This is a genomic window from Secundilactobacillus angelensis (assembly GCF_012641075.1).
Lineage (GTDB): Bacteria > Bacillota > Bacilli > Lactobacillales > Lactobacillaceae > Secundilactobacillus > Secundilactobacillus angelensis.
Genome location: NZ_JAAXLJ010000008.1, coordinates 16,629 through 39,379, shown reverse-complemented (window position 1 = coordinate 39,379; position 22,751 = coordinate 16,629). Strand labels below are relative to the sequence as shown.

The following is a 22,751-nucleotide window of genomic DNA, read 5'->3' as shown; positions in this document are numbered from 1 at the left end:
TAACTATTTTGGATTGCATGATATCAGCTTGCTTTCATGAGATAATTTGTTGTACAATACCAGTTGATTTTGCATACCCATTTGCGGCATTCATTTATTTTAGATATCAATTTTCGAAGGGAGCTATCAGCCATTGTGATCTCAGGTTGATAGCTGTTATTCGTCGATAAAGGAGAAAAAATCATGTGGCGTTATTTGAAACGGCTACTTATTGGTAAGCCGTTGAAGACAACGGACGAGGGTGGTCAGGCTTTAACTAAATTCAAAGCTTTGGCGCTACTCTCTTCTGATGCGTTATCTTCAGTCGCATATGGGACTGAACAAATTACAACAGTTTTAATCACACTTTCTGCTGCGGCTCTGATGTATCAACTTTGGGTTGCCGCCTTGGTCCTGATTTTACTGTTCGCTATCACGTTGTCATACCAACAAATTATTCACGCCTACCCATCCGGGGGAGGTGCATACGTTGTTGCAACGACTAACTGGGGACAACCAGCTGGGTTAGTTGCTGGTGGCTCACTATTGGTCGATTATATGTTGACCGTGGCGGTTTCTGTTACTTCTGGTACTGATGCTATTATTTCCGCGATACCCGCTCTTAGTGCCCATCAAGTCGGTATTTCAATTATTTTAGTGTTACTCATTATGGGACTCAACCTTCGGGGCATGCGAGAATCTGCTTCCATGCTGACATTACCAGTTTATTTCTTCATTTTGATGATTTCTGCCATGGTTATCTGGGGGATCATTGAGATTGCTACTGGTCACGTCGCTTATCACGCTGCTGCGCCAATTAACGCACCAGTGCAAGGAATGACGATCTTACTGTTCTTCCGGGCGTTTTCTAGTGGTTCTTCCTCACTGACTGGGGTTGAAGCTATTAGTAACGCGGTGCCAAACTTTCATAAGCCCAAGAGTCATAATGCCAGTGCAACTCTGGCAATTATGGCGTCGATTCTGGCCTTCTTCTTTGGCGGGATTACGTTCTTGAGTTACTACCTTGGTATCCGGCCAATGGCTGATAACACGGTGCTGTCACAAATTGGACAAGCCATCTTTGGTCACGGTCTGATTTATTATCTGCTGCAACTGGCTACGGCTGCTATTTTGGCAGTGGCTGCTAACACTGGTTTCTCGGCTTTTCCAATCTTAGCTTACAATCTGGCTAAGGATAAGTTTTTACCACATGCTTACTTGGATCGTGGTGATCGGTTAGGCTATTCCAACGGGATTATCTCACTCGCGGTTGGAGCAATTTTCTTAATCATTATCTTCCATGGTAAGACTAGCCTGTTGATTCCACTTTATGCTGTCGGGGTTTTCGTACCCTTCACCTTGTCTCAATCTGGTATGATCCGACACTGGTTTAGAGTCCGTGAAGGTAAGTGGGGGTTGAAGGCCTGCATTAACTTCTTGGGTGCATTTATTTCATTCGCCCTGGTGGTCTTCTTGTTCTTGCTTCATTTTGGCAACGTTTGGCCTTACTTGATTGTGATGCCTGCTTTAATCTACATGTTTTACCGGATTCACAGACATTACATCAACGTTGCCCGTCAGTTGCGGGTAAGTGAGGATAGCGACTCTGTCAACCATCACTATGATGGCGCAACGGTAATCGTCCTGGTCAGTGACGTGACACAGGTCACAGCGCATGCCATTGACTATGCGCGTTCTGTTGGTGACTATGTCATTGCCATGCACGTGTCATTCGATGAGAATCCGCGTAAGGAGCACAAGACTGCACAGAAATTTAAAGTTGAGTTTCCTGATGTCCGCTTTGTCGATATTCATTCGTCGTACCGGTCAATCATCACACCAACGTTACGGTTCTGCGATGTCATTGCTAAGCGCGCTAACGAGCGAAACTTTACCACTACCGTCTTGGTACCGCAATTTGTTCCACGTCGGCCTTGGCAAAACGTCTTGCATAACCAAACCGCACTACGGCTTCGTTCAGCCTTGAATACGCGTCAAAATATCATCGTTTCAACTTATAGTTACCACCTAAAGAGATAGTTATTAATGAAGGCACATCCTACTAATCAAATGCGGGATGTGCCTTTTAACTTTGTGCAATAAAAAAGCCGCCCAACTGAATTGGACGGTTTTTCGCTATACGTAGTTTGTAGTTGAGAAAAAATTTTTAAATAAACTGTTTGTCTAGAACAAGCCCATCATATGTGCAAATGGTGGTACAACGATGTCGACCACGATTGAGATGACAACAACGGCGATTGAAGCCATGGCGCCTTGGATGGAACCAAGTTGAACGGCTTTAGCTGAACCAACCGTGTGTCCTGCAGTACCTAAACCTAAACCAGCACCAACTGGGTCGCTGTTTAAGCGGAAGATCTTAATCAAGAAGTCTGCCAAGGCGTAAATCAGGACGGCGTTGATGATACATGCCATCGCGGTAACGGCAGGCACACCACCGATCGCTCCGGAAATAGGCATTGCAATCGCTGTCGTAGCAGCTTGAGGGAGCATGGAAGAAATAATCTTGTTGTTGAGGCCTAATCCCTTTGATACGTAGTAGATGATGAATAATGAAATCACCATACCAACGATTAGAGACAAGACGATTTCTAACCAGAATTTTTTAACAACGTCATTCCGACGATACAGCGGAATGGCAAATGCGATGGTTGCAGGGTTCAAGAACCAGAATAGAATGTCACCACCCGGCTTATAGGCCGCCTGATAGAAGGTGGGCAGTGAAACACCGAACCACTTTGACATTAGCCAGAGAATGAAGATACCTAGAACCATACCAACGAATAATGGCTGAAATAAGAAGAAACCATTTGAAATTTTAAATAAATATTGGCCAATGAGAAAGACTACTAATGATAAGAAAATACCAAAGAACGCAATCCCACCGACTTTCGGATCTAAAGCATTACCGAAAAAGGTCACCCAGGTCATTGATCTCAATCCTTTCTATAATTGGGAGAAATAGCAAATTACTGAATATCAGTTGATTTGTGGAACACTTTACGACTGACAGCCATGAATGCTGCGGTAGTATATGCGATTACAACCAATAGAATGATAGTTGCCAAGATGATCGTTACAATCAGCATAACACCGGTCAATGCACCGTCATCCGTGAAAACGTTCAAAGAATTTGCCATTTGAACACCAGATGGGACGAACAAGAAAGCGATTAAACTAATCAAAAAGTCGGCCATCTTCTCCACCTGATACAGCTTAATGATGTGTGATGCCAATAACACATACATTAAAACTAAACCAATAACTGGAGTTGGGACTGGAAATGACTTTGGAAATAATGGTGACAATAGAGAAGAAACGAAAAGTACGCAGCCAAAAATACCCATTTGCTGTAGGATAGGCGCAGGCTCGTGCACTGTTCCCTCAGTCTTGGAAGCTTGCTGGTTACTTGCCATAATGAAACACTCCTTTCAGAATTATTCAAAAACTTTTCACAAACTAGTAAAGCGCTTTCGCTTCACAATGTAAGTATACTCACAATTAAAATATTACGCAAGATAATAGCAATCTGTAAACGTTTTCAAAAAATATTTGACTTGTGCAGTGAACAGTTTAATAGTAAACATTGCTCAATTTATTAAAAATTTAAGTTAATTAATCCCGTTACGCGATTGTGTTTACTGAAAGCCATTTGTATAATAGTACCAATGTGTCATGAAGAGAGGAAACTATTATGAAATTTGAAATCATTGTCAGTTTGGTTGCGACCATGATTTTATCCGCTGTCCTGACACCGTTCGTCCGAAAGCTGGCGTTTCGGGTTGGCGCAATCGATAAACCAAACGCGCGAAGAGTGAATAAAGTGCCGATGCCCACAATGGGTGGCTTGGCAATTTTTCTTTCATATACCTTTGCGACTATGTTCCTAATGAGATCTCAAATTCCCACTCGTCAATTGTGGGGTGTTTTTGCTGGTGAGTGTGTCATCATTGCTACGGGTATTATTGATGATGTTTTTGAATTAAAACCGCGGCAAAAAGTGGTTGGCATCTCAATTGCTGCGCTGGTGGTTTACTTTGCTGCTGGTGTGAAAATGAGTCACATTACGATTCCGTTTGTGGGGCTTGTTTCGCTGGGCTGGCTGAGTTTGCCGATTACCTGGATTTGGATTCTGGCCATTACGAATGCCGTAAACTTAATCGACGGCTTAGACGGCCTGGCCACTGGGGTTGGCATCATCGCGTTATCAACCATGGGAATCACAGGTCTGTTCTTTCTCAACGTTGCTAATACGTTCGTAGCGGTCATCATTTTCACGCTAGTTGCTGCTATGATTGGCTTTTTGCCATATAACTTCTTCCCGGCGCGCATTTATCTGGGAGATACCGGTTCACTGTTTATTGGCTTTATGATGTCGGTCTTTTCACTGTACGGTCTAAAAAACGTGACCTTCATTTCAGTGATCATTCCCGTGGTCATCATGGGTGTTCCAATTACCGATACCGTTTACGCTATCTTAAGGCGAATGCTGAATCGACAGCCAATTTCTCATGCGGATAAGCACCATTTACATCATCGATTGATGCAGATTGGCCTAACTCACCGACAAACCGTTTTGGTCATCTACGGCATTGCATTGATTTTTGCCTTTATTTCGTTGATGTATCCCATTTCACCAACGTGGGGGACAATCTGTTTGACCATTGCCAGTTTAGTTGGCTTGGAACTTTTTGTGGAAGCCATCGGACTGGTGGGCGTCAACCGTCAGCCACTGTTAAATTGGATCAAACGAATTGTAAAGGGCACCACTTCCAAAAATTCACATTAATAAATAACATAAAGAACCGCCATCTTTCGTATTGAAGGATGGCGGTTCTTGTCAATTATCAGGTGAAATAATCAGTCTTCAGAGTCGGGATAAACAGGGACGTCAACTTCGTGGTAATGTTCGTCACCTTGTGCAATCGTCATTTGGCCCGAGAGTAAATTCATCAAATCAGCTTGAACTTGTTCAACAGCGTCCAAATCCACTGCAATGGTAACTGTCACGTCACTTCCATAATTCGTATCCAGGACGTTAATTTGCTGTTGCTCGAGGTGATAGCTGAGCTTTTCATAGTTTGAATAAGAAACGGTGAGACTGAGATCTTGTTGGCGGACCTTTGCAACCAAACCGACTTGTTCGATTACACGTGATGTGGCGTTACTATAAGCCCGAATCAAACCGCCAGCCCCAAGTTTCGTCCCACCGAAGTAGCGGGTAACCACGGTAACAACATCGTGAATTTTGGTGCGCTTTAAGACTTCTAAAATTGGTACACCAGCTGTTCCAGAAGGTTCACCATCATCGCTTTCGCGTTGGATTTCGTCATGTTTGCCAATCATATAAGCAAAACAATTGTGATTGGCCTTGGGGTTGTTTTGTCGGACTGATTCAATGAAGGCATCTGCTTCTTCCTTCGTCGAGACGCGTTGAACGCTGCTAATAAAACGGGACTTTTTAATTTCTAACTCGTGGGAGCCACTAGTTTTAATCGTTAAATAATTTTCTGACATTGATCAATTACTCCATTTCTTGCGTATGTATTGAATGAGAGGTGAGAATAATGCAAGCAACTCAATTATTTGGTCGTCAACTGATAGCAACCGATGTGTCGGTTGAGCCCAGCTGGCAATCGCAATTAGTGCGTCGCCCCGCCATGATTTTCAACGGTCAATGGGCGATCTGTCAGCGCTGCGGACGAAAGACGGTTAAGCAGACTGTTCAGCTACCCGAAGGTGACTATTATTGTCCACACTGTTTTCAATTAGGGCGGGTGACTTCAAATCAGTGGCTGTGGTCGCTGCCGGAAACGAATCAGTTCAGACGGCAGGCTGATTCACCATTAAGCTGGTCTGGCGAGTTAACGCCGGCTCAAGCAACGTGCAGTCAAAACATCAATCAAGTTTTTATTGCTGGTCGAACTCACTTGCTATGGGCGGTCACCGGTGCAGGCAAGACTGAAATGTTGTTTTACGGTATCGAACAAGCGTTAATGAAAGGATTACGAGTTGGCATTGCCTCACCACGGGTTGATGTTTGTCTTGAACTTGCACCACGATTGAAGGCGGCTTTTGCGAGCGTGCCCCAAGCTGTCCTGTATGGCGAGATGGACGGCTCTTATGACTATTGCCAACTCACGATTTGTACAACACATCAGCTGCTTCGATTTTACCATGCTTTTGACGTTCTGGTGATCGATGAAGTGGATGCGTTCCCGTTTGCAGCGGATCCAGGTTTGCATTACGCTGCCGAGCAAGCCAAGAAGGAGACCGGAGCACTATTATATCTGACTGCCACCCCCAGCAGAGCACTATTGCGACAGGAACGCCAGAAAAAACTGACAGTCAGCTATTTACCTGCGCGTTATCACGGGTATCCGCTGCCAGAAATCAGGGTTAAGCTAACCAGTCGCTGGCGGCAAACGTTAACCAAACATCGCTTATCAGGTGGCCTAAATCGAGCACTTAAACAAATTGTGGCTAACCAACGCCGTTTTCTGCTTTTTGTCCCCCATGTGAACGATCTGTCCATACTGGAGTCCGTTCTACAACGGCAGTTTCCCACGATGTCAATGGTCACCGTGCATGCGAGTGATCCTGATCGACACGAAAAAGTTCAACGGATGCGGGATGGTCAGCTAGATTGTCTGATCACAACCACTATTTTAGAACGCGGCGTAACATTTGCAAATATTGACGTGGTTGTGCTGGGCGCGGATGATGCCGTTTTTTCAACAGCAGCGTTGGTTCAAATCGCTGGTCGAGCTGGACGTAAAGCAGCGCATCCTGATGGATTGGTCATCTTTTTTGCTGATAGTCAAACCAAAGCGATTAAGGAAGCCTGTCATCAAATTACGTTTGTGAATCACAAAGCGCGAAAGGAAGGATTGATAGGTCACCATGACTGACTGTTTGCTGTGTCACCGCGATAATTTTCAGCAGCCGACACTGTGGCAGCTTTTTAATTTTCAACCCATTGAACCGACTTTATTATGTCAAACGTGTCTAAACGCGATTGACGCTATTCCAGCTGATCAAGCGTGTTCGGGCTGTGGTCGTCTGTGCTCGAAGTCGGTGTGTGACGATTGTTTGCGTTGGCAGGAACCTCAGGACTTTAAGAATCGTGCCATGTTCCAGTATAATGCCTTACTCAGACAGTTCATGTCACAATATAAATTTTATGGCGATTACCAGTTGAGAAAAGTTTTTCAAACAAAACTTAAACGTGAGGTGGCCCAATTTAAAGCAGATTTCGTGGTTCCGATTCCCATCAACCCAGCGACACAACAACAGCGAGGTTTTAACCAAGTTGCAGGTTTGCTGGAGCAAGTAGAAACGGTTGATGGATTAAAGACGCTGCATCGGGATAAGCAGCAGCCTCAGTCCGCCAAAAATCGGCAGCAGCGGATGCAAACTCAGCAGCCTTTTACCCTTAATCTAGATCCTGAAAAATTTAATAAAAAGCGGGTTTTGATCGTTGACGATATTTATACCACTGGTAGGACTATTCGGCATGCTGCTATGTTGTTTCAAAGCGCTGGTGCCACAGAAGTTATGGGGCTTACGCTAGCACACGGATAAAATGGTGCCACGCAGAAATAATGCTGTTGTGAGCCTTAAACTATTGTGTATTGTAGCGCTTTCTATTATAATTAAAATATAAACAAAACAAACATTTAAGCCATGGTTTCAGGTCCGCTTAAATTAACTTTTGTTTGTTGTGGAAGGGAGAGAAGTTCTATGCTCACATTCAATATTCGTGGTGAAAACATTGAGGTCACTCAAGCAATCCGGGATTACGTTCAAAAACGTATCAGTAAGCTTGAGAAGTATTTTGAGCAAAGCGTGGATTCAACTGCTCATGTTAATTTGAAGGTATACCAAAACAAGGATTCTAAGGTGGAAGTAACGATTCCATTGCCTTATTTGACCCTTCGAGCAGAAGAAACTTCACCAGATCTGTACGCAAGTATTGATTTGGTTACGGATAAGCTAGAGCGTCAGATCCGCAAGTACAAGACAAAGGTAAACCGTAAGTCCCGGGAAAAGGGCTTCAAGAATCTTGAATTTACACCCGAAACTGCTGACACCGAAGATTCTGATGAACCAAGCAAGTTAGAAGTTGTCCGCACGAAGCGGGTTTCCTTAAAGCCAATGGACAATGAAGAAGCAATCCTGCAAATGGATATGCTGGGGCATGACTTCTTTATCTATGAAGACGCTGAAACTGATGCAGTCAACATCGTATACCGTCGCAATGACGGTCGTTACGGTTTGATTGAAGCAGGCGATTAATCTTAATGAGTTAATTACGAAGGGATCGAAGCTATTTTTATTGAGGCTTCGGTCCCTTTGTATTCGCTTTGTAAAGCGGTTGTTACGGTTTCTTAAAAAATATAACTATCAGATGAGTTTTAAAACCTAGACATAAATGTTAGACTAGTTGATGGTATGCAATCAAATGAATGATAATAATTGAGAACACATTAACAGAAGGGAATCAAGAATGGCTAACTTTTTAAGACGCTGGGTCGAAAGTGATAAACGAGAACTTCGACGGATCAGCAAGATTGCAGATAAGGTTAATAGCTACTCAAAAGAGTATGAAGCTTTATCTGATGATGATTTAAAAGCAAAAACTCCAGAATTTCAACAACGTTATCAAGACGGCGAAACGCTTGATGACTTACTACCAGAAGCCTTTGCGGTTGCTCGTGAAGGTGCTAAGCGGGTGCTTGGCTTATACCCATTCCACGTTCAAATCATGGGTGGGATCGTTCTTCATGAAGGTAACATCGCCGAAATGAAGACTGGTGAAGGTAAGACTTTAACTGCCACGATGCCAGTTTATTTAAACGCTCTGTCAGGTAAAGGGGTCCACGTTGTTACGGTTAACGAATACTTGTCAGGCCGTGATGCTGAAGAAATGGGTGAATTATATAACTGGTTAGGACTGAGTGTTGGTTTAAACCTGACTGAAAAGTCACCTGAAGAAAAGCGGGCAGCTTATAACTGTGACATCACGTACTCAACTAACTCAGAAATTGGGTTCGATTATTTACGTGATAACATGGTTGTTTATAAAGAAGACATGGTTCAGCGACCACTGAACTTTGCGATTGTCGACGAAGTGGATTCAATTTTGATTGATGAAGCTCGGACACCACTGATCATTTCTGGTCAATCCGAAGGTACATCACAGTTGTATCAGCGGACTGATCGGTTTGCTAAAACGCTGCATGAGGACACGGATTACAAGATCGATTTGGAATCTAAGAGTGTGTCGTTAACTGAAGAGGGAATTGCCAAGGCTGAAAAGTACTTCAACCTCAAGAACCTTTTTGATACTGATAACACTGCGTTGACCCACCATATGGATCAAGCCTTGCGGGCTAACTTCATCATGCTTCGTGATAAGGACTACGTGGTTTCTGATGGCGAAGTCTTAATCGTTGATTCATTTACCGGTCGTGTTATGGAAGGCCGTCGTTATTCTGACGGGCTGCATCAAGCGATTGAAGCCAAAGAAGGCGTTGAGATTCAAGAAGAATCCAAGACCATGGCTAACATCACTTACCAAAACTTGTTCCGGATGTATGACAAGCTTGCTGGTATGACGGGTACCGCCCGGACTGAAATTGAAGAATTCCGTGAGATTTACAGCATGGAAGTTATCTCAGTTCCAACCAACAAGCCGGTTATTCGAATTGATGAACCAGACGTGTTATACCCAACTTTGGAAGCTAAATTCCGCGCTGTTGCTGATCGAGTTAAACAGCTCCATGAAAAGGGCCAACCTATTTTGATTGGTACCGTTGCGGTTGAAACGTCTGAATACATTTCACAATTGCTGGATGAAGATAAGATTCCTCATGTTGTTTTGAACGCTAAGAACCATGCTAAGGAAGCCGATATTATTATGAACGCCGGTCAACGTGGGGCGGTTACTATTGCCACCAACATGGCCGGTCGTGGGACCGATATCAAGCTTGGACCGGGTGTTCGGGAATTAGGCGGCTTAGTTGTTCTCGGTACTGAACGACATGAATCACGTCGTATTGATAATCAACTTCGTGGCCGTTCTGGCCGTCAAGGTGACCCTGGTTTGACACAGTTCTACCTATCACTTGAAGATGATCTGATGCGTCGTTTCGGTACTGACCGGGTTAAGGGCTTCCTTGAACGGATGAACGTTGAAGGTGACGATGCGGTTATCAAGAGCCGAATGATCAGTCGCCAAGTTGAGTCTGCTCAAAAGCGGGTTGAAGGTAATAACTACGATTCACGTAAGAACGTTTTGCAGTACGATGACGTCATGCGTGCACAACGTGAAGTTATTTATAACCAGCGTAACGAAGTCATCAATGAAGATCAGTCATTACGTTGGGTAATCAAGCCAATGTTTGACCGGACCATTGATCGGGTCGTTAACTTGCATACTCAAGGCGAACAAAAGGATTGGGATTTAAGTACAATCTTAGACTTTGCCATTTCAGCTTTGGTCAGTCCAGATAAGATCAAGTTAGATGATCTTAAGGATAAGGATGCTGATCAAATCAAGGACTTGCTTAAGAGCTTGGCTGATGGTGTTTATGAAGACAAGAAGAAACAGCTGTATGATCCTGCTCAAATGCTAGAATTTGAGAAGGTGGTCATCTTACGTGTGGTTGATTCTCACTGGACCGATCATATTGATGTGATGGATCAATTACGGACTTCCATTGGCCTGCGTGGTTACGGTCAATTGAACCCATTAGTTGAATATCAACAAGATGGTTACCGGATGTTTGAGGAAATGATCGCTGACATCGATTACGACGCTACCCGTCTGTTCATGAAGTCAGAAATTCGTCAAAACATTAAGCGGTAAAAAACTTAGCTGGCGGTAATGCCGGCTAACTGAAAAATCTGTATGACTCGCTTTGGTCATGCGGATTTTTCGTATCTAGAGAAAATAATAGCTTAACAGATATACTTGGAGGCAACGAAGATGGAACTAAGTGACATTAAACGCGATATAAAAGCCATGTCAACCGAAATCGATGGCTTTGGGAGGTCTCTTTGACTTAGATGCCTTGAACGAAAGTATCGCAATCAACGAATCAAAAATGGCTGAACCCGGTTTCTGGGATAATCAGCCAAAGGCACAGAAGTTAATTGACGAGACCAATCAACTGAAAGCAAAATCAGAATCGTACCAGAACTTAAAAGAGCAGTTGGCTGATATTTCAGTGGCGGTTGAATTGCTGGAAGAAGAACCGGATGCTGAGGTTCAAAAGGAGTTGGAAGAAAATTTAGCCAAGCTCAAACAGAATTTGCAGCAGTACCGGTTAAACTTGTTGTTGAACGAACCCTATGATGCCAATAATGCTATTTTGGAAATTCATCCAGGAGCAGGTGGTACTGAATCCCAGGACTGGGGATCGATGCTGCTCCGAATGTATACTCGGTGGGCAGATCGGCATGGTTTTACAGTGGAGACTCTGGACTATCAAGCTGGTGAAGTTGCCGGCATCAGTTCAGTAACGATTCTGATTTCTGGTCATAATGCTTATGGGTATCTTAGATCTGAAAAGGGCGTTCATCGGCTAGTCCGAATTTCACCATTCGATTCAGCTGGACGCCGACACACCTCGTTCGCATCGGTGGACGTGTTACCAGAACTCGATGATTCAGTGAACATCGAAATTAATCCGGCTGACTTGAAAGTGGATGTTTACCGTGCCAGTGGTGCTGGTGGGCAACACGTTAACAAGACCTCATCAGCGGTGCGGATCACCCATGAGCCCACTGGCATCGTAGTTGCTAGTCAGGCACAACGTTCACAGTTGCAAAACCGCCAAACAGCGATGAACATGCTGAAAGCTAAACTGTACGAACGGGAAGAAGAAAAGAAGGCTAAGGAAAAAGCCGCCATTGAGGGCGAACAGTTGGACATTGGCTGGGGATCACAAATCCGGTCATACGTGTTCCACCCTTATACGATGGTAAAAGACCACCGGACGAATTACGAAACGGGTAACGGTCAAGCCGTTATGGACGGCGATTTAGACCCATTTATCAATGCTTATTTACAATATCAGTTGGAGCAGGCCAACCCTGATTGATGACGTGAAAACGTCCGACAACTTCTTTAGAGAAACGCGTTGGACGCTTTTTCTTACAGTGTAACTAGTTAAGCCCCTATATCAAATATGCTATATTGTCATTTGCGGGAAGTATCCCGGGTAAAAGCGGGTTCAATCGCTTTATGCTATACTGCTTTTAGAAACAAATGATGAAAATGCAGGTGTTGATGATGACAATTGGATTATTAGTAGTAAGTCTAGTGGCTCAGCCAGTCTGGTGGGTTGGATTAATTCGTGAATGGTGGACCGCTGATCGACGAATCAAGCAAGAAAGGTTGACCTTTGGCAGCGCTGTTTATTCCGATAAATACGAAGTGCGACATTTTGTGCTGCTCAGCATTTTGTTTGGGCTGATTAGTTCAGTGATCTCATTGGCGGTCGGCCTAACTGTGCCCACTAGCTGGTGGATTGGTTATACCATACTGGCCTTAGTCGCCATTATTATTGGCTTAGGTGCGCGACTTCCAATCACCCTTTTGGTTGGATCCGTGGTATTGTATGACTGGTTCAATCATTCTAGTATCAATCGGCAGATAATGGCACCAATGAAACAATGGGGTTTTTCTGTGAGAACGGTTGGGCTTGCTGGCTTGGTCATCCTGTCGGCTGGCGTTTTATTACTGTTTGGCTTTTGGTTGAGACGAGTCGGCGGTCGTTTTGCTTCGCCCAAGATTTTTGCGCAAAAGCGGGGGAAATTGATTGCTGGCTATCCCTTTAACGAATTATTAGTTATCCCAACGCTGGTTTTTATTCCTGGTGATTTTATTAGTTCACACTTGGCCTTTTGGCCGGTGCTTTCATTTGGCAATACTAGTGTGACACCACTATTCTTACCGTTGTTGATTGGTTTGAATCTGACGATATTCAAGCAAGCGCCGAAAACCGCTTTTAGAAAATTGTCGAAGTCACTGCTATTATTGGGACTCTTAATTTTAGCTGGTGGCATCCTTTCCATTTTCGTCAAATCAGCCAGTTTAATTGTTTTGGGTGTGGCGTATATCTGTTACTTAGGTTGCTTGATTAGGGTGCGCTGGCATGATCGTCACCAATCATTTTGGTTCTCCAAAGTCGATCATGGTGTGCGAGTCCTGGGCATCAGACCTGATACACCTGCAGCAAAAATGGATATTCAAGTTGGGGATATCATCACTGAGTGCAACCAACTGTCCGTCCATTCAGAAAATAGTTTATATGAAGCTTTGTTGTCAGACCCAACGTATTGTCACCTGAAAGTGCAGACGCCGGAAGGTGATTTAAAAGTAACAGAAACCGCAATCTTTGATGGTGCACCACATGAAATTGGTATTGTAGTGTTTAAAGATTAGGAGGATTTCATGCAAAGAGTGTTAGTTGTTGATGATGAACCAGCTATTGTGACACTGCTGACCTATAATTTAGAAAAAGCAAATTTTGAAGTAGATACTGCCACCAACGGACCCGACGCGGTGACTTTGGCGACTCAAAAGCATTTTGATGCCATTTTATTAGACTTAATGCTACCAGGGTTAGACGGGGTTGAAGTGACTAAGCGATTGCGTCAGGAGAAAGTCGATACCCCAATTCTGATGATCACAGCAAAGACGGATGAATTTGATAAAGTATTCGGTCTTGAACTTGGCGCAGATGACTACATTACTAAACCGTTTAGCCCAAGAGAAGTATTGGCCAGGCTAAAGGCTGTCTTGCGCCGCACTCAGGCGAACTCTGATAATCAGTCGACCTTTGATGAGGGCCAGCAGCTACGTGTTGGCAATATTTTGATTGATCAATCCACCGTCACTGTGACGGTGGATGGCAGGAAAGTTAAATTAACGCCAAAGGAATTCGAACTGTTAGTTTATTTAGTGAAGCGACCTAACCAAGTTTTAAAACGCGATCAGATGCTGGAAGGTGTCTGGGGTTTTGACTATGCCGGTCAGACCAGAATGGTGGACATTCATATTTCACACTTACGGGACAAAATTGAAGTGGATCCTAAACACCCGGTCTATCTGAAAACTGTTCGGGGGTTTGGCTATCGATTCGAGGCACCGCAACATGATTAAACGAATTGGCTTGGAATATTTAGTCACCTTAGTCATTAACATGGTTGTTTTCTTATTGATTGCGCGGCTTTTAATTAGCCAGCAAATGATGGCTAACGCGATTTCACAGTTGGTGATATTTAACTTAGCGGTTTCTGCCGTTGAGGTCGGCCTTTTCAACTGGGCTTTTTGGCATCGCAAACAGCCCGTGACCGCAATGACCCATAAAGTTGAAGGCATGATAAGCGACGAAGAGCCCGCACACATCTTACTGCGGAAAGATAACGATTATTATGAGTTGGCCATGGCCATTAATCGATTGCAGACGCATCAGCAAAAGGTGTTGCGGGAGAAGACGCAGCAGAGTGAAGAACTGCGCTTGCTCTTATCGTATTTACCTATCGGTGTCATGGTCATTGACCGTTACCGGAAAGTCGAAATGGCTAATGCGGCCATGGCTGAATTTTTACAAGCTCAAATTAGTGACAGGCGGCACCCGTATACCCAAGACATTCATCAGTTTGAACTGGTGTCTTTAATTGGACAGGTTTTCAGTCAAAAGGCCTCTCAACGTAAGGTGATTACCTTACCTGGCATGCCGACTGAAAAACGGGTTGAGGCCTCCGTTATTTATACGTCAACTTCTGAGGATTTTTTTCAGATTCTGGTGTTGCTGTACGATGTGACAGAAATATACGCCGTGGAAAAAATGCAGATGGACTTCTTGTCCAATGCATCCCACGAATTAAAGACCCCCGTAACAGCTATTTCCGGGTTTGCAGAAACACTGCAAGCAGGGGCGAAGGATGACCCGGGAACCTTAAATCAGTTCCTTGATATTATCCAAAAAGAAAGCAAAAGGTTAACTGAACTCATTCAAGATGTGCTGTCAATTTCCCGTATCGAGTCACAGTCGGTTTCTCAACGAAAAATAGCCAGCATTGATCTTGCTGAGTTGGTGGATGAACAATTACGAGCGTTACAACAAATGGCTTCTGTAAAACACATTACATTGGTCAATCAGATTCCTGCTGGCACAGTTCAGCTAACTGATGAGAGCAAACTTGTTGAAGTCATTAAAAATTTGGTGTCTAATGCCATCAAATATAATCGTGAGGCTGGTTCGGTCACCATCGACTACGAAGCAACTGCCCAGGATTGGACCTTGAAGGTGCAAGATACCGGGATTGGCATCGCACAATCTGAACAGGCACGAATCTTTGAACGCTTTTATCGGGTGGACAGTTCTCGTACTCAGCAAGTAGTTAATGGTACGGGGCTTGGACTAGCAATTGTAACGGAATTGGTTCATTCTTTACAAGGCCAGATTTCAGTGACAAGCCAACGTGGAGTGGGAAGTACCTTCTCCGTTTCTTTCCCAATTAAACAGGTACAGTAAGCACATTTATGGTGGATTCTAGATATTCAGATTATTGAATATTTGGAATCCATTTTGTTTAATTTTAAATTGGTATAGTGGTAAACAGCGAATATTTACAAAACATTTACAAAGTTATGTACATGATATTTACATTGAATCGATATACTAATTTCGAAAGATAACATAGGAGGACTAAAGATGACAAAGAAGCGGTGGATTCAGTGCCTGCTGCTGGTCGGCCTAATGATATTAGGTGGCTGGGCGTACCAAACCAGACAAGTTAACAAGTCAGATATGACCATTACCGCAGTGGGGTCTACTGCATTACAACCCCTCGTGGAAGCTGCGGGTGAGGATTACTCAACTCATCATTTAGGCACTTTTATCAACGTTCAAGGCGGTGGCTCAGGCACCGGTCTTAGTCAGGTCCAAGAAGGCGCCGTTGATATTGGTAACGCGGATGTCTTTGCCGAAGAGCAAAAGGGCATCAGGGCTAATCGCTTGATAGACCATAAAGTTGCTGTGGTGGGAATCACACCCATTGTCAACCGCTCCACTGGTATCACTCACTTAACCACCGCCCAACTGATTGATGTGTTTACTGGTAAAGCCCGGAACTGGGCGCAGGTCGGTGGCAAGAATCAAAAAATTGTCATTTTAAATCGGGCTCAAGGCAGTGGTACGCGGGCAACTTTTGAACGTTTTGGCCTGAACAATCACCGTAGTTTGGCTGCTCAGGAGCAAGACTCCTCTGGAATGGTGAGACAAATTGTCGCTACTACTCCTGGTTCAATCAGCTATGTTGGCTTTTCATACGTGGATAAGACAGTGCAAGCCGTCAGCTTAAACGGCATTGCGCCAACCAATCAAAACGTCGCTAACAATCAGTGGCCAATCTGGTCGTATGAGCATATGTACACCGGAAAGCACCCCCAACCATTGGCGCAAAAATTTATTAAATACGTTCAATCTCGAGAAATTCAAAATTCACTGGTTCGTCGTTTAGGCTATATCAGCATGGCTGACATGCAGGTAACCCGTGACGGACATGGAAAAGTGCACAGAGTGGAGGCTGGTCATGAATAATAAATTACAAAAACAGCTACTTAAACGATCAAAGGCAGCTAAGCTGGAACGGTGGGGCAAAACCATTAGTTTCTTAGCTTTGATGCTGATTACGGTGACCGTTTTTGCAATTATCATTTTCGTGGCATCAAAGGGGTTATCAACCTTTTTCTCTAATCACGTTAATCTCATTGATTTTTTGACGGGTAAAAACTGGAATCCCAACGTGACAAATTCCAAGGGACAGCCAGAAGTTGGCGCTTTACCAATGATCAGCGGTTCTTTCGTCGTGACGATTTTATCGGCACTCTTAGCCACACCGTTTGCGATTGGGACTGCCATTTTTATGAACGAAATTTCACCGCACCGGGGAGCAAAAATTTTGCAACCGGTCATTGAATTGCTAGTGGGTATACCTTCTGTGGTATATGGGTTTATTGGCTTGACCGTCGTGGTCCCGGCTGTTCGTAGTGTGTTTGGCGGCAGTGGTTTTGGTATTCTTGCTGGGACCTTCGTACTGTTCGTCATGATTCTACCAACGGTTACCTCTATGAGTGTCGACGCGTTGAGATCGGTACCTCGTTACTACCGGGAAGCAGCGTTAGCTTTGGGGGCAACCCAGTGGCAAACCATTTATAAAGTGGTATTAAGAGCCGCTACGCCAGGAATGCTGACGGCGATAGTCTTTGGGATGGCGCGTGCCTTTGGTGAAGCATTGGCCGTCCAGATGGTGATTGGGAACGCAGCATTGTTACCAACCAGTTTGGTGTCACCAGCATCAACGTTGACTTCCGTCTTAACTACGGGTATTGGAAATACGGTCATGGGATCGCTCCAAAATAACGCGCTGTGGTCTTTAGCATTGGTACTATTAATCATGTCACTGATCTTTAATCTGGTGATTCGCTTGATTGGCCGAAAGGGGGCAATGTCGAAATGAATCCAAAACTGAGTAATCGCATTGCCATCAGCATCTTGTACGTGATTGCAAGTACAATCGTAGTCATACTGGCAGCCTTGCTAGGATTTATTATTATCAGCGGGCTACCAGCAATCAACTGGCACTTTTTAACGTCACCAGCCAGAGCGTTCACGGCTGGTGGGGGCATCGGCATTCAGCTTTTTAACTCGTTTTATCTGTTAATTTTAACCATGATTATTTCCTTCCCAATCGCGTTAGGGGCGGGAATCTACTTAAACGAATATGCGAAACAAAACTGGGTCACGTCACTAGTGAGAACTGCCATTGAAATTTTAAGCTCACTGCCTTCAGTAGTTGTTGGCTTGTTTGGTTTTCTCATCTTTGTGGTCCAGTTTGGCTTCGGCTTCTCGATTCTATCTGGTGCCTTTGCCCTGACTTTCTTTAACTTACCGCTGCTGACACGTAGTATTGAAGAAGCACTAGCGGCGGTACCAAACGAACAGCGGGAAGGTGGCTTAGCCTTGGGCCTTTCTAAGTGGGAGACAGTGATTCACATCATTGTACCAGCGGCGTTGCCAACTATATTAACCGGTGTAATTTTGAGTGCTGGTCGAATTTTTGGTGAAGCAGCCGCGCTGATCTTCACAGCTGGCCAAAGCGCTCCAGCCTTGAACTTCACGGATTGGAATCCGTTTAACATTTCCAGCCCACTTAATCCGATGAGACCGGCAGAAACTTTAGCCGTTCATATTTGGAAGATCAACTCGGAAGGCATCATGCCGGATGCTAAGGCAATTTCTTCCGGTGCTTCCGCTGTTCTGGTCATTTCAGTACTGGGCTTCAATTTACTGGCGCGATTTGTTGGCCACCGGTTATTCAAACGGTTTACGGCGGGCTAGTCATTTCATGAAAGTTACAATCAGGAGGTATGCGTTAAATGCTGATTAATCCATCTAGCCCGCACTCGGATGACGGGTGGCTGGATCGCAATATTGTGGATCCCAGTCTAAAAGATCAACAACCAATTGTGTTGGAAACCAAACAACTGCACGTTTATTACGGTGATAACGAAGCAATTCATGAGGGTGACTTGAAGTTCCCAGAGCACAAAATTTCAGCCTTGATTGGACCTTCGGGATCAGGGAAATCGACTTACCTAAGATCATTGAACCGGATGAATGATGGCATTGCCAAGGTATCAGGTGAAATTCTGTACCGGGGAGTCGACGTTAACCGGCCAGAAATTGATGTTTACGAAATGCGACGTCGGATTGGGATGGTCTTCCAACGGCCCAATCCATTTTCTAAATCAATCTATGACAACATTACTTTTGCGCTAAAACGGCGTGGTGTTACTGATAAAAAAGTTTTAGATGAAGTGGTGGAGACAAGTCTGAAGCAAGCGGCTATTTGGGATGAAGTGAAGGATAAACTGAAAAAAAGTGCTTTAGCCCTTTCAGGTGGGCAACAGCAACGGTTATGTATTGCTCGGGCAATCGCCGTCAAGCCAGATATTTTATTACTAGATGAGCCGGCCAGTGCGTTGGATCCAGTTTCCACCAGTAAGCTAGAAGAAACGCTACTTAAATTGAAGGAAGCTTACACCATCATTATCGTGACGCATAATATGCAGCAAGCAGCTAGAATTAGTGATTATACGGCGTTCTTTAATATGGGGCGAGCGCTTGAATATGATGAAACGGCACAAATTTTTACCAGACCCAAAGTCCAGCTGACCAATAACTATGTTGCTGGCGACTTCGGTTAGGAGGGTACTATGACGAAGCTATTAGAGACTCGAGATCTTCACGTTTATTATGGTCAAAACGAAGCACTCAAGGGGATTGACCTGAGCTTTGATGAAGGTGGTATCACGGCTTTGATTGGGCCTTCCGGTTCCAGTAAATCCACCTATCTGAGAACTCTTAACCGGATGAATGATTTAATTCCTAACGTGACGATTACCGGAGAAATTACGTTTCGTGATCAAGATATCTATGCGCCACAAACGGATTTGGTGACGTTACGCAAGGAAATTGGCATGGTGTTTCAGCAACCAAATCCTTTTCCCTTTTCAATCTATGATAACGTGGCGTTTGGTCTTAAACTGGCCGGTGAGAAAAACCGCGAGTATTTGGACCAAGTAGTGGAAACCAGTTTGAAGCAAGCTGCAGTTTGGGATGAAGTTAAAGATCACCTCCACGAAAGTGCACTGTCCCTATCCGGTGGTCAGCAGCAGCGGGTCTGCATCGCTAGGGTATTGGCCGTTTCACCACAGATCATTTTGCTGGATGAACCCACCAGTGCGCTGGACCCAATTTCCAGTAGCCAAATCGAATCGACTTTGTTAAAATTAAGAACCGATTATACAATTATTACAGTAACCCATAACTTGCAACAGGCTTCGCGGATATCTGACCGAACCGCTTTCTTTATGAATGGTGAAGTGATCGAAGTTGATGATACCAAGAAGATCTTTATGAATCCGGCACGTAAGGAGACTGAAGATTACATTAGCGGCCGCTTTGGCTAAAACCTGAGGAGGGTATGCATGAGACGCTTATTTGATGAAGAGTTAGATGAACTTGACAATGGTTTTACCGAAATGGGGATTCTGGTTAGCAACGTTGTGCAGCAGTCGGTGGATGCTTTTATCAATCATGATCGCCAATCGGCACAGGCCATTATTGACAACGATCACAAAATCAACGAACGTGAGATTAATCTGGAATCTAAGTCCTTTGAAATCATTGCGCTGTATCAACCCGTGACGTCTGATTTAAGAGAAGTAGTGACCATTTTAAAAGCCGTTTCTGATCTTGAACGGGCTGGTGATCACGCTCGTAACATTGCCCACGCTACCATTGAGGTGAAAGGTAATACCCGGGTGGCTGAGATTGAAACCCAGCTTGCTGAAATGGGTCATTTAACCACTGATATGGTGAAGCAAGCCATTCAAGCTTACGTTGATAAGGATGAAGAGGCTGCTAAAGCCTTAGTAACAGTCAATGATCAGTTGATTGAATACCGGGATCGAATCATGCGCGCCAGCTATAACGAAATTGCAACGGATGCGGATGTATTAGTGGCAGCCATGAATTACAACAATGTGGCAGCTGACTTAGTTCGAATTGCCGATTATTTGACCAACGTTGGGGAGTGGATCGTTTACTTGAAGACGGGGCAGATTATTGAATTAAAATTAATGAAGTGAGTGTTAAGGCTAGCGGTTATCAGATGATAATTGCTGGCCTTTTTCCCAATCGCCATGGTTTGAATTGTCTATCTCCACTTGAGTGGGTATAATGATTCTAGTAGCAAAATTCAAGTTACTTTTAGATTCAGCGATGTCTGGACGTTCACTTATTTTTGATCGGAGTAACTAGAAATGAGGTGATTTTTTGATGAATAGCAAACGCCGACTAACACGGTCTTCAAAGCGAATACTAACCGGGGTGCTAGGCGGAATCGCAGCCTATTTCGGAATAAGCGCCGCGCTAGTTCGCATCATATTTGTTATCCTGACGATTTATCCGGGCCATATTTTGTTTGGTTTACTGGTTTACTTGCTGCTCACTGTATTGATTCCAGAGGACTCTGGCACCATGCATCATTCGGGCTTTTGGGGAATGGGACAGCAATCGCGTTCTCGAAAAGAACTTCATGATGTTACTGAGGAAGACACAGATAAAAAGTGAGTTGTCGATATGAAATTTTGGGTACGAATATTAATTAACGCAGTGTTATTTATGGCATTGGCCGGTTTTTTAAGGTCAAGTTTTTACGTTGCTAGTCCCTGGGTAGCCTTACTGGCAAGCGTTGTGTTATCGCTTTTAAACGCCTTAGTCAAGCCAGTATTGGTCATCTTATCGTTGCCGATTACGGTGGTCACGCTGGGTCTATTCAGCATTGTGATTAACGGTGTCATGTTAGAGTTGACATCGGCGCTGGTAGGCAGTGACTTTCATTTCAGCTCTTTTGGCACTACCTTACTGGTAGCAATTTTAATGTCACTCTGCAACGCAGTGATCTCTAACTATGTTGGTCATGGACGTAGTAATGGTTCAGATGATTAGTTAAATTTTCCTCCACAATTCTCACCAAAGCCGATTTGGAAAGAAGGGCGAGCCACTACTGGCTGGTGTTAGCTAAACAGGTTTTGAATGAGGACGGTCATTATAGTGGAGTATGAATCATACCCGTTAGCTAACCGGGGAACTAAAGTGATAGCGCTTTAGTCAGCATGCATTCGGTGTTCCAGTAGTGGTCAATAATTTGGCAGATAGTGTAACAGTTGCTGATTTAGTTCACAATATTCGGCTGGACGTTCTCTATGGTGATGATCTTTTGGCTGATCGGAAAATTTCAACTAGTGATATTTCACGGCCTGGACTGGAACTAACGGGTTACTTTAACTATTATCCAGCTAAGCGGATTCAGCTTTTAGGCATTACTGAGACTTCCTTTGCGAAGGGCATGAGCCATGACGATCTGTTAAACGTCATGCGGCAGATGTGTCAGCCTGAAACGCCAGCATTTGTGATTTCCACGCAGCTTGAGCCGCCAGAAGAATTACTTCAGGCAGCTAAAGAAACGGGGATTCCAATCCTTGGCACTAAGATGACTACTTCACGAGTGTTGAGTAATATGACCAACTATCTTGAAGGTAAATTGGCGGAACGACAGTCATTACACGGTGTCTTGGTTGATATCTACGGTGTTGGGGTTCTGATTACCGGTGATTCCGGTGTTGGTAAGAGTGAAACAGCATTGGAACTGGTTAAACGTGGGCACCGACTAATTGCCGATGACCGGGTTGAGGTTTACCAACAGGACGAACAGACACTAGTTGGTGCGGCGCCGGCAATTTTATCTCATTTATTGGAAATTCGCGGTATCGGGATTATCGACGTCATGAACTTATTTGGTGCTGGCGCGGTGCGTAGCGAAACTGACATTGAGTTCATTGTCCACCTTGAAGCCTGGACACCAGAGAAGAAGTTTGACCGGTTGGGGAACGATTCGGAAACTCAAAAGATTTTTGACGTTGAGATTCCTAAAATTTCCATTCCAGTCAAAACGGGTCGTAATTTAGCCATCATTATTGAAGCGGCAGCGATGAACTTCCGTGCACGTTCAATGGGCTATGATGCAACCAAGGTTTTTGATGAAAATCTCAATAAATTGATTAAGAAAAATTCCAACCAGAAATAATAATTGAAAGTTAAGAG

The 22,751-nt window shown here is 44.2% G+C and carries 22 protein-coding genes; 19 read left to right on the top strand and 3 right to left on the bottom strand.

Annotated features, from left to right (window positions below; translation table 11 throughout):
- The first annotated feature begins 183 nt into the window (after positions 1–183).
- The gene (locus HC026_RS06145; RefSeq protein ID WP_168925121.1) at positions 184–2,019 is read left to right on the top strand and encodes an APC family permease; all 1,836 of its coding nucleotides are present in this window, start codon (positions 184–186) and stop codon (positions 2,017–2,019) included.
- Between the two features lie 144 nt (positions 2,020–2,163).
- Here HC026_RS06145 and lrgB read toward each other — a convergent pair whose 3' ends face one another.
- Both lrgB and HC026_RS06135 read right to left on the bottom strand, forming a co-directional pair.
- Complete coding sequence (gene lrgB / locus HC026_RS06140; protein ID WP_168925120.1) at positions 2,164–2,928, bottom strand: antiholin-like protein LrgB; 765 nt, start codon at positions 2,926–2,928, stop codon at positions 2,164–2,166.
- A 38-nt stretch (positions 2,929–2,966) separates the two neighbouring features.
- Positions 2,967–3,413 carry a CidA/LrgA family protein gene (locus HC026_RS06135; protein WP_168925119.1) on the bottom strand — a complete coding sequence of 149 codons (447 nt, stop codon included), beginning with the start codon at positions 3,411–3,413 and terminating at the stop codon, positions 2,967–2,969.
- 278 nt (positions 3,414–3,691) lie between these two features.
- Here HC026_RS06135 and HC026_RS06130 point away from each other — a divergent pair, with 278 nt between their 5' ends.
- Positions 3,692–4,786, top strand: coding sequence for a glycosyltransferase family 4 protein (locus HC026_RS06130; RefSeq protein ID WP_168925118.1), 1,095 nt, complete (start codon positions 3,692–3,694; stop codon positions 4,784–4,786).
- Between the two features lie 71 nt (positions 4,787–4,857).
- Here the strand turns inward: HC026_RS06130 and HC026_RS06125 are convergent, their stop codons facing one another.
- Positions 4,858–5,514 (bottom strand): YigZ family protein, encoded by a 657-nt coding sequence (locus tag HC026_RS06125; protein WP_168925117.1) that lies wholly within the window; start codon positions 5,512–5,514, stop codon positions 4,858–4,860.
- A gap of 50 nt (positions 5,515–5,564) precedes the next feature.
- Here HC026_RS06125 and HC026_RS06120 point away from each other — a divergent pair, with 50 nt between their 5' ends.
- From HC026_RS06120 to hprK, 17 genes are all read left to right on the top strand, one after another.
- Positions 5,565–6,908 (top strand): DEAD/DEAH box helicase, encoded by a 1,344-nt coding sequence (locus HC026_RS06120; RefSeq protein ID WP_211089432.1) that lies wholly within the window; start codon positions 5,565–5,567, stop codon positions 6,906–6,908.
- On the top strand, positions 6,901–7,581 hold the full coding sequence (locus HC026_RS06115) for a ComF family protein (protein ID WP_168925115.1): 681 nt from the start codon (positions 6,901–6,903) through the stop codon (positions 7,579–7,581). Before HC026_RS06120 ends, HC026_RS06115 begins: the two co-directional genes overlap by 8 nt.
- Positions 7,582–7,740: 159 nt before the next feature.
- Positions 7,741–8,295, top strand: a complete 555-nt coding sequence (gene hpf, locus HC026_RS06110) for a ribosome hibernation-promoting factor, HPF/YfiA family (protein ID WP_168925114.1) — start codon at positions 7,741–7,743, stop codon at positions 8,293–8,295.
- Between the two features lie 211 nt (positions 8,296–8,506).
- On the top strand, positions 8,507–10,870 hold the full coding sequence (secA, locus tag HC026_RS06105) for a preprotein translocase subunit SecA (protein WP_168925113.1): 2,364 nt from the start codon (positions 8,507–8,509) through the stop codon (positions 10,868–10,870).
- 120 nt (positions 10,871–10,990) lie between these two features.
- Positions 10,991–12,107, top strand: a protein-coding gene (gene prfB / locus HC026_RS06100) for a peptide chain release factor 2 (protein WP_211089431.1) whose coding sequence is annotated in 2 segments (ribosomal slippage) — positions 10,991–11,050 and positions 11,052–12,107 — 1,116 coding nt in all. Because the reading frame shifts where the segments join, the coding sequence is not laid out codon by codon here.
- 191 nt (positions 12,108–12,298) lie between these two features.
- Entirely contained in the window at positions 12,299–13,453 is a 1,155-nt protein-coding gene (locus tag HC026_RS06095) for a PDZ domain-containing protein (protein WP_168925111.1), read from the top strand.
- A 9-nt stretch (positions 13,454–13,462) separates the two neighbouring features.
- Positions 13,463–14,173 (top strand): response regulator transcription factor, encoded by a 711-nt coding sequence (locus HC026_RS06090; protein WP_168925110.1) that lies wholly within the window; start codon positions 13,463–13,465, stop codon positions 14,171–14,173.
- A complete protein-coding gene (gene pnpS, locus HC026_RS06085; protein WP_168925109.1) occupies positions 14,166–15,551 on the top strand; it encodes a two-component system histidine kinase PnpS in 1,386 nt (461 codons plus the stop codon). Before HC026_RS06090 ends, pnpS begins: the two co-directional genes overlap by 8 nt.
- 180 nt (positions 15,552–15,731) lie before the next feature.
- Positions 15,732–16,619: a phosphate ABC transporter substrate-binding protein PstS family protein gene (locus HC026_RS06080; protein ID WP_168925108.1), complete on the top strand. Its 888-nt coding sequence runs from the start codon at positions 15,732–15,734 to the stop codon at positions 16,617–16,619.
- A complete protein-coding gene (gene pstC / locus HC026_RS06075) occupies positions 16,612–17,538 on the top strand; it encodes a phosphate ABC transporter permease subunit PstC (RefSeq protein WP_168925107.1) in 927 nt (308 codons plus the stop codon). Before HC026_RS06080 ends, pstC begins: the two co-directional genes overlap by 8 nt.
- Positions 17,535–18,419: a phosphate ABC transporter permease PstA gene (gene pstA, locus HC026_RS06070; protein WP_168925106.1), complete on the top strand. Its 885-nt coding sequence runs from the start codon at positions 17,535–17,537 to the stop codon at positions 18,417–18,419. The genes pstC and pstA overlap by 4 nt, the downstream gene beginning before the upstream one ends.
- 80 nt (positions 18,420–18,499) lie before the next feature.
- Positions 18,500–19,288, top strand: a complete 789-nt coding sequence (pstB, locus tag HC026_RS06065; protein WP_408640982.1) for a phosphate ABC transporter ATP-binding protein PstB — start codon at positions 18,500–18,502, stop codon at positions 19,286–19,288.
- A 9-nt stretch (positions 19,289–19,297) separates the two neighbouring features.
- Positions 19,298–20,053 carry a phosphate ABC transporter ATP-binding protein PstB gene (gene pstB, locus HC026_RS06060; protein ID WP_168925104.1) on the top strand — a complete coding sequence of 252 codons (756 nt, stop codon included), beginning with the start codon at positions 19,298–19,300 and terminating at the stop codon, positions 20,051–20,053.
- Between the two features lie 18 nt (positions 20,054–20,071).
- Positions 20,072–20,734 (top strand): phosphate signaling complex protein PhoU, encoded by a 663-nt coding sequence (gene phoU, locus HC026_RS06055; protein WP_168925103.1) that lies wholly within the window; start codon positions 20,072–20,074, stop codon positions 20,732–20,734.
- Between the two features lie 190 nt (positions 20,735–20,924).
- A complete protein-coding gene (locus HC026_RS06050; protein WP_168925175.1) occupies positions 20,925–21,218 on the top strand; it encodes a PspC domain-containing protein in 294 nt (97 codons plus the stop codon).
- Positions 21,219–21,227: 9 nt separating this feature from the next.
- A complete protein-coding gene (locus HC026_RS06045; protein WP_168925102.1) occupies positions 21,228–21,596 on the top strand; it encodes a phage holin family protein in 369 nt (122 codons plus the stop codon).
- A gap of 199 nt (positions 21,597–21,795) precedes the next feature.
- Entirely contained in the window at positions 21,796–22,734 is a 939-nt protein-coding gene (gene hprK, locus HC026_RS06040; protein ID WP_168925101.1) for an HPr(Ser) kinase/phosphatase, read from the top strand.
- Positions 22,735–22,751: the final 17 nt, after the last annotated feature.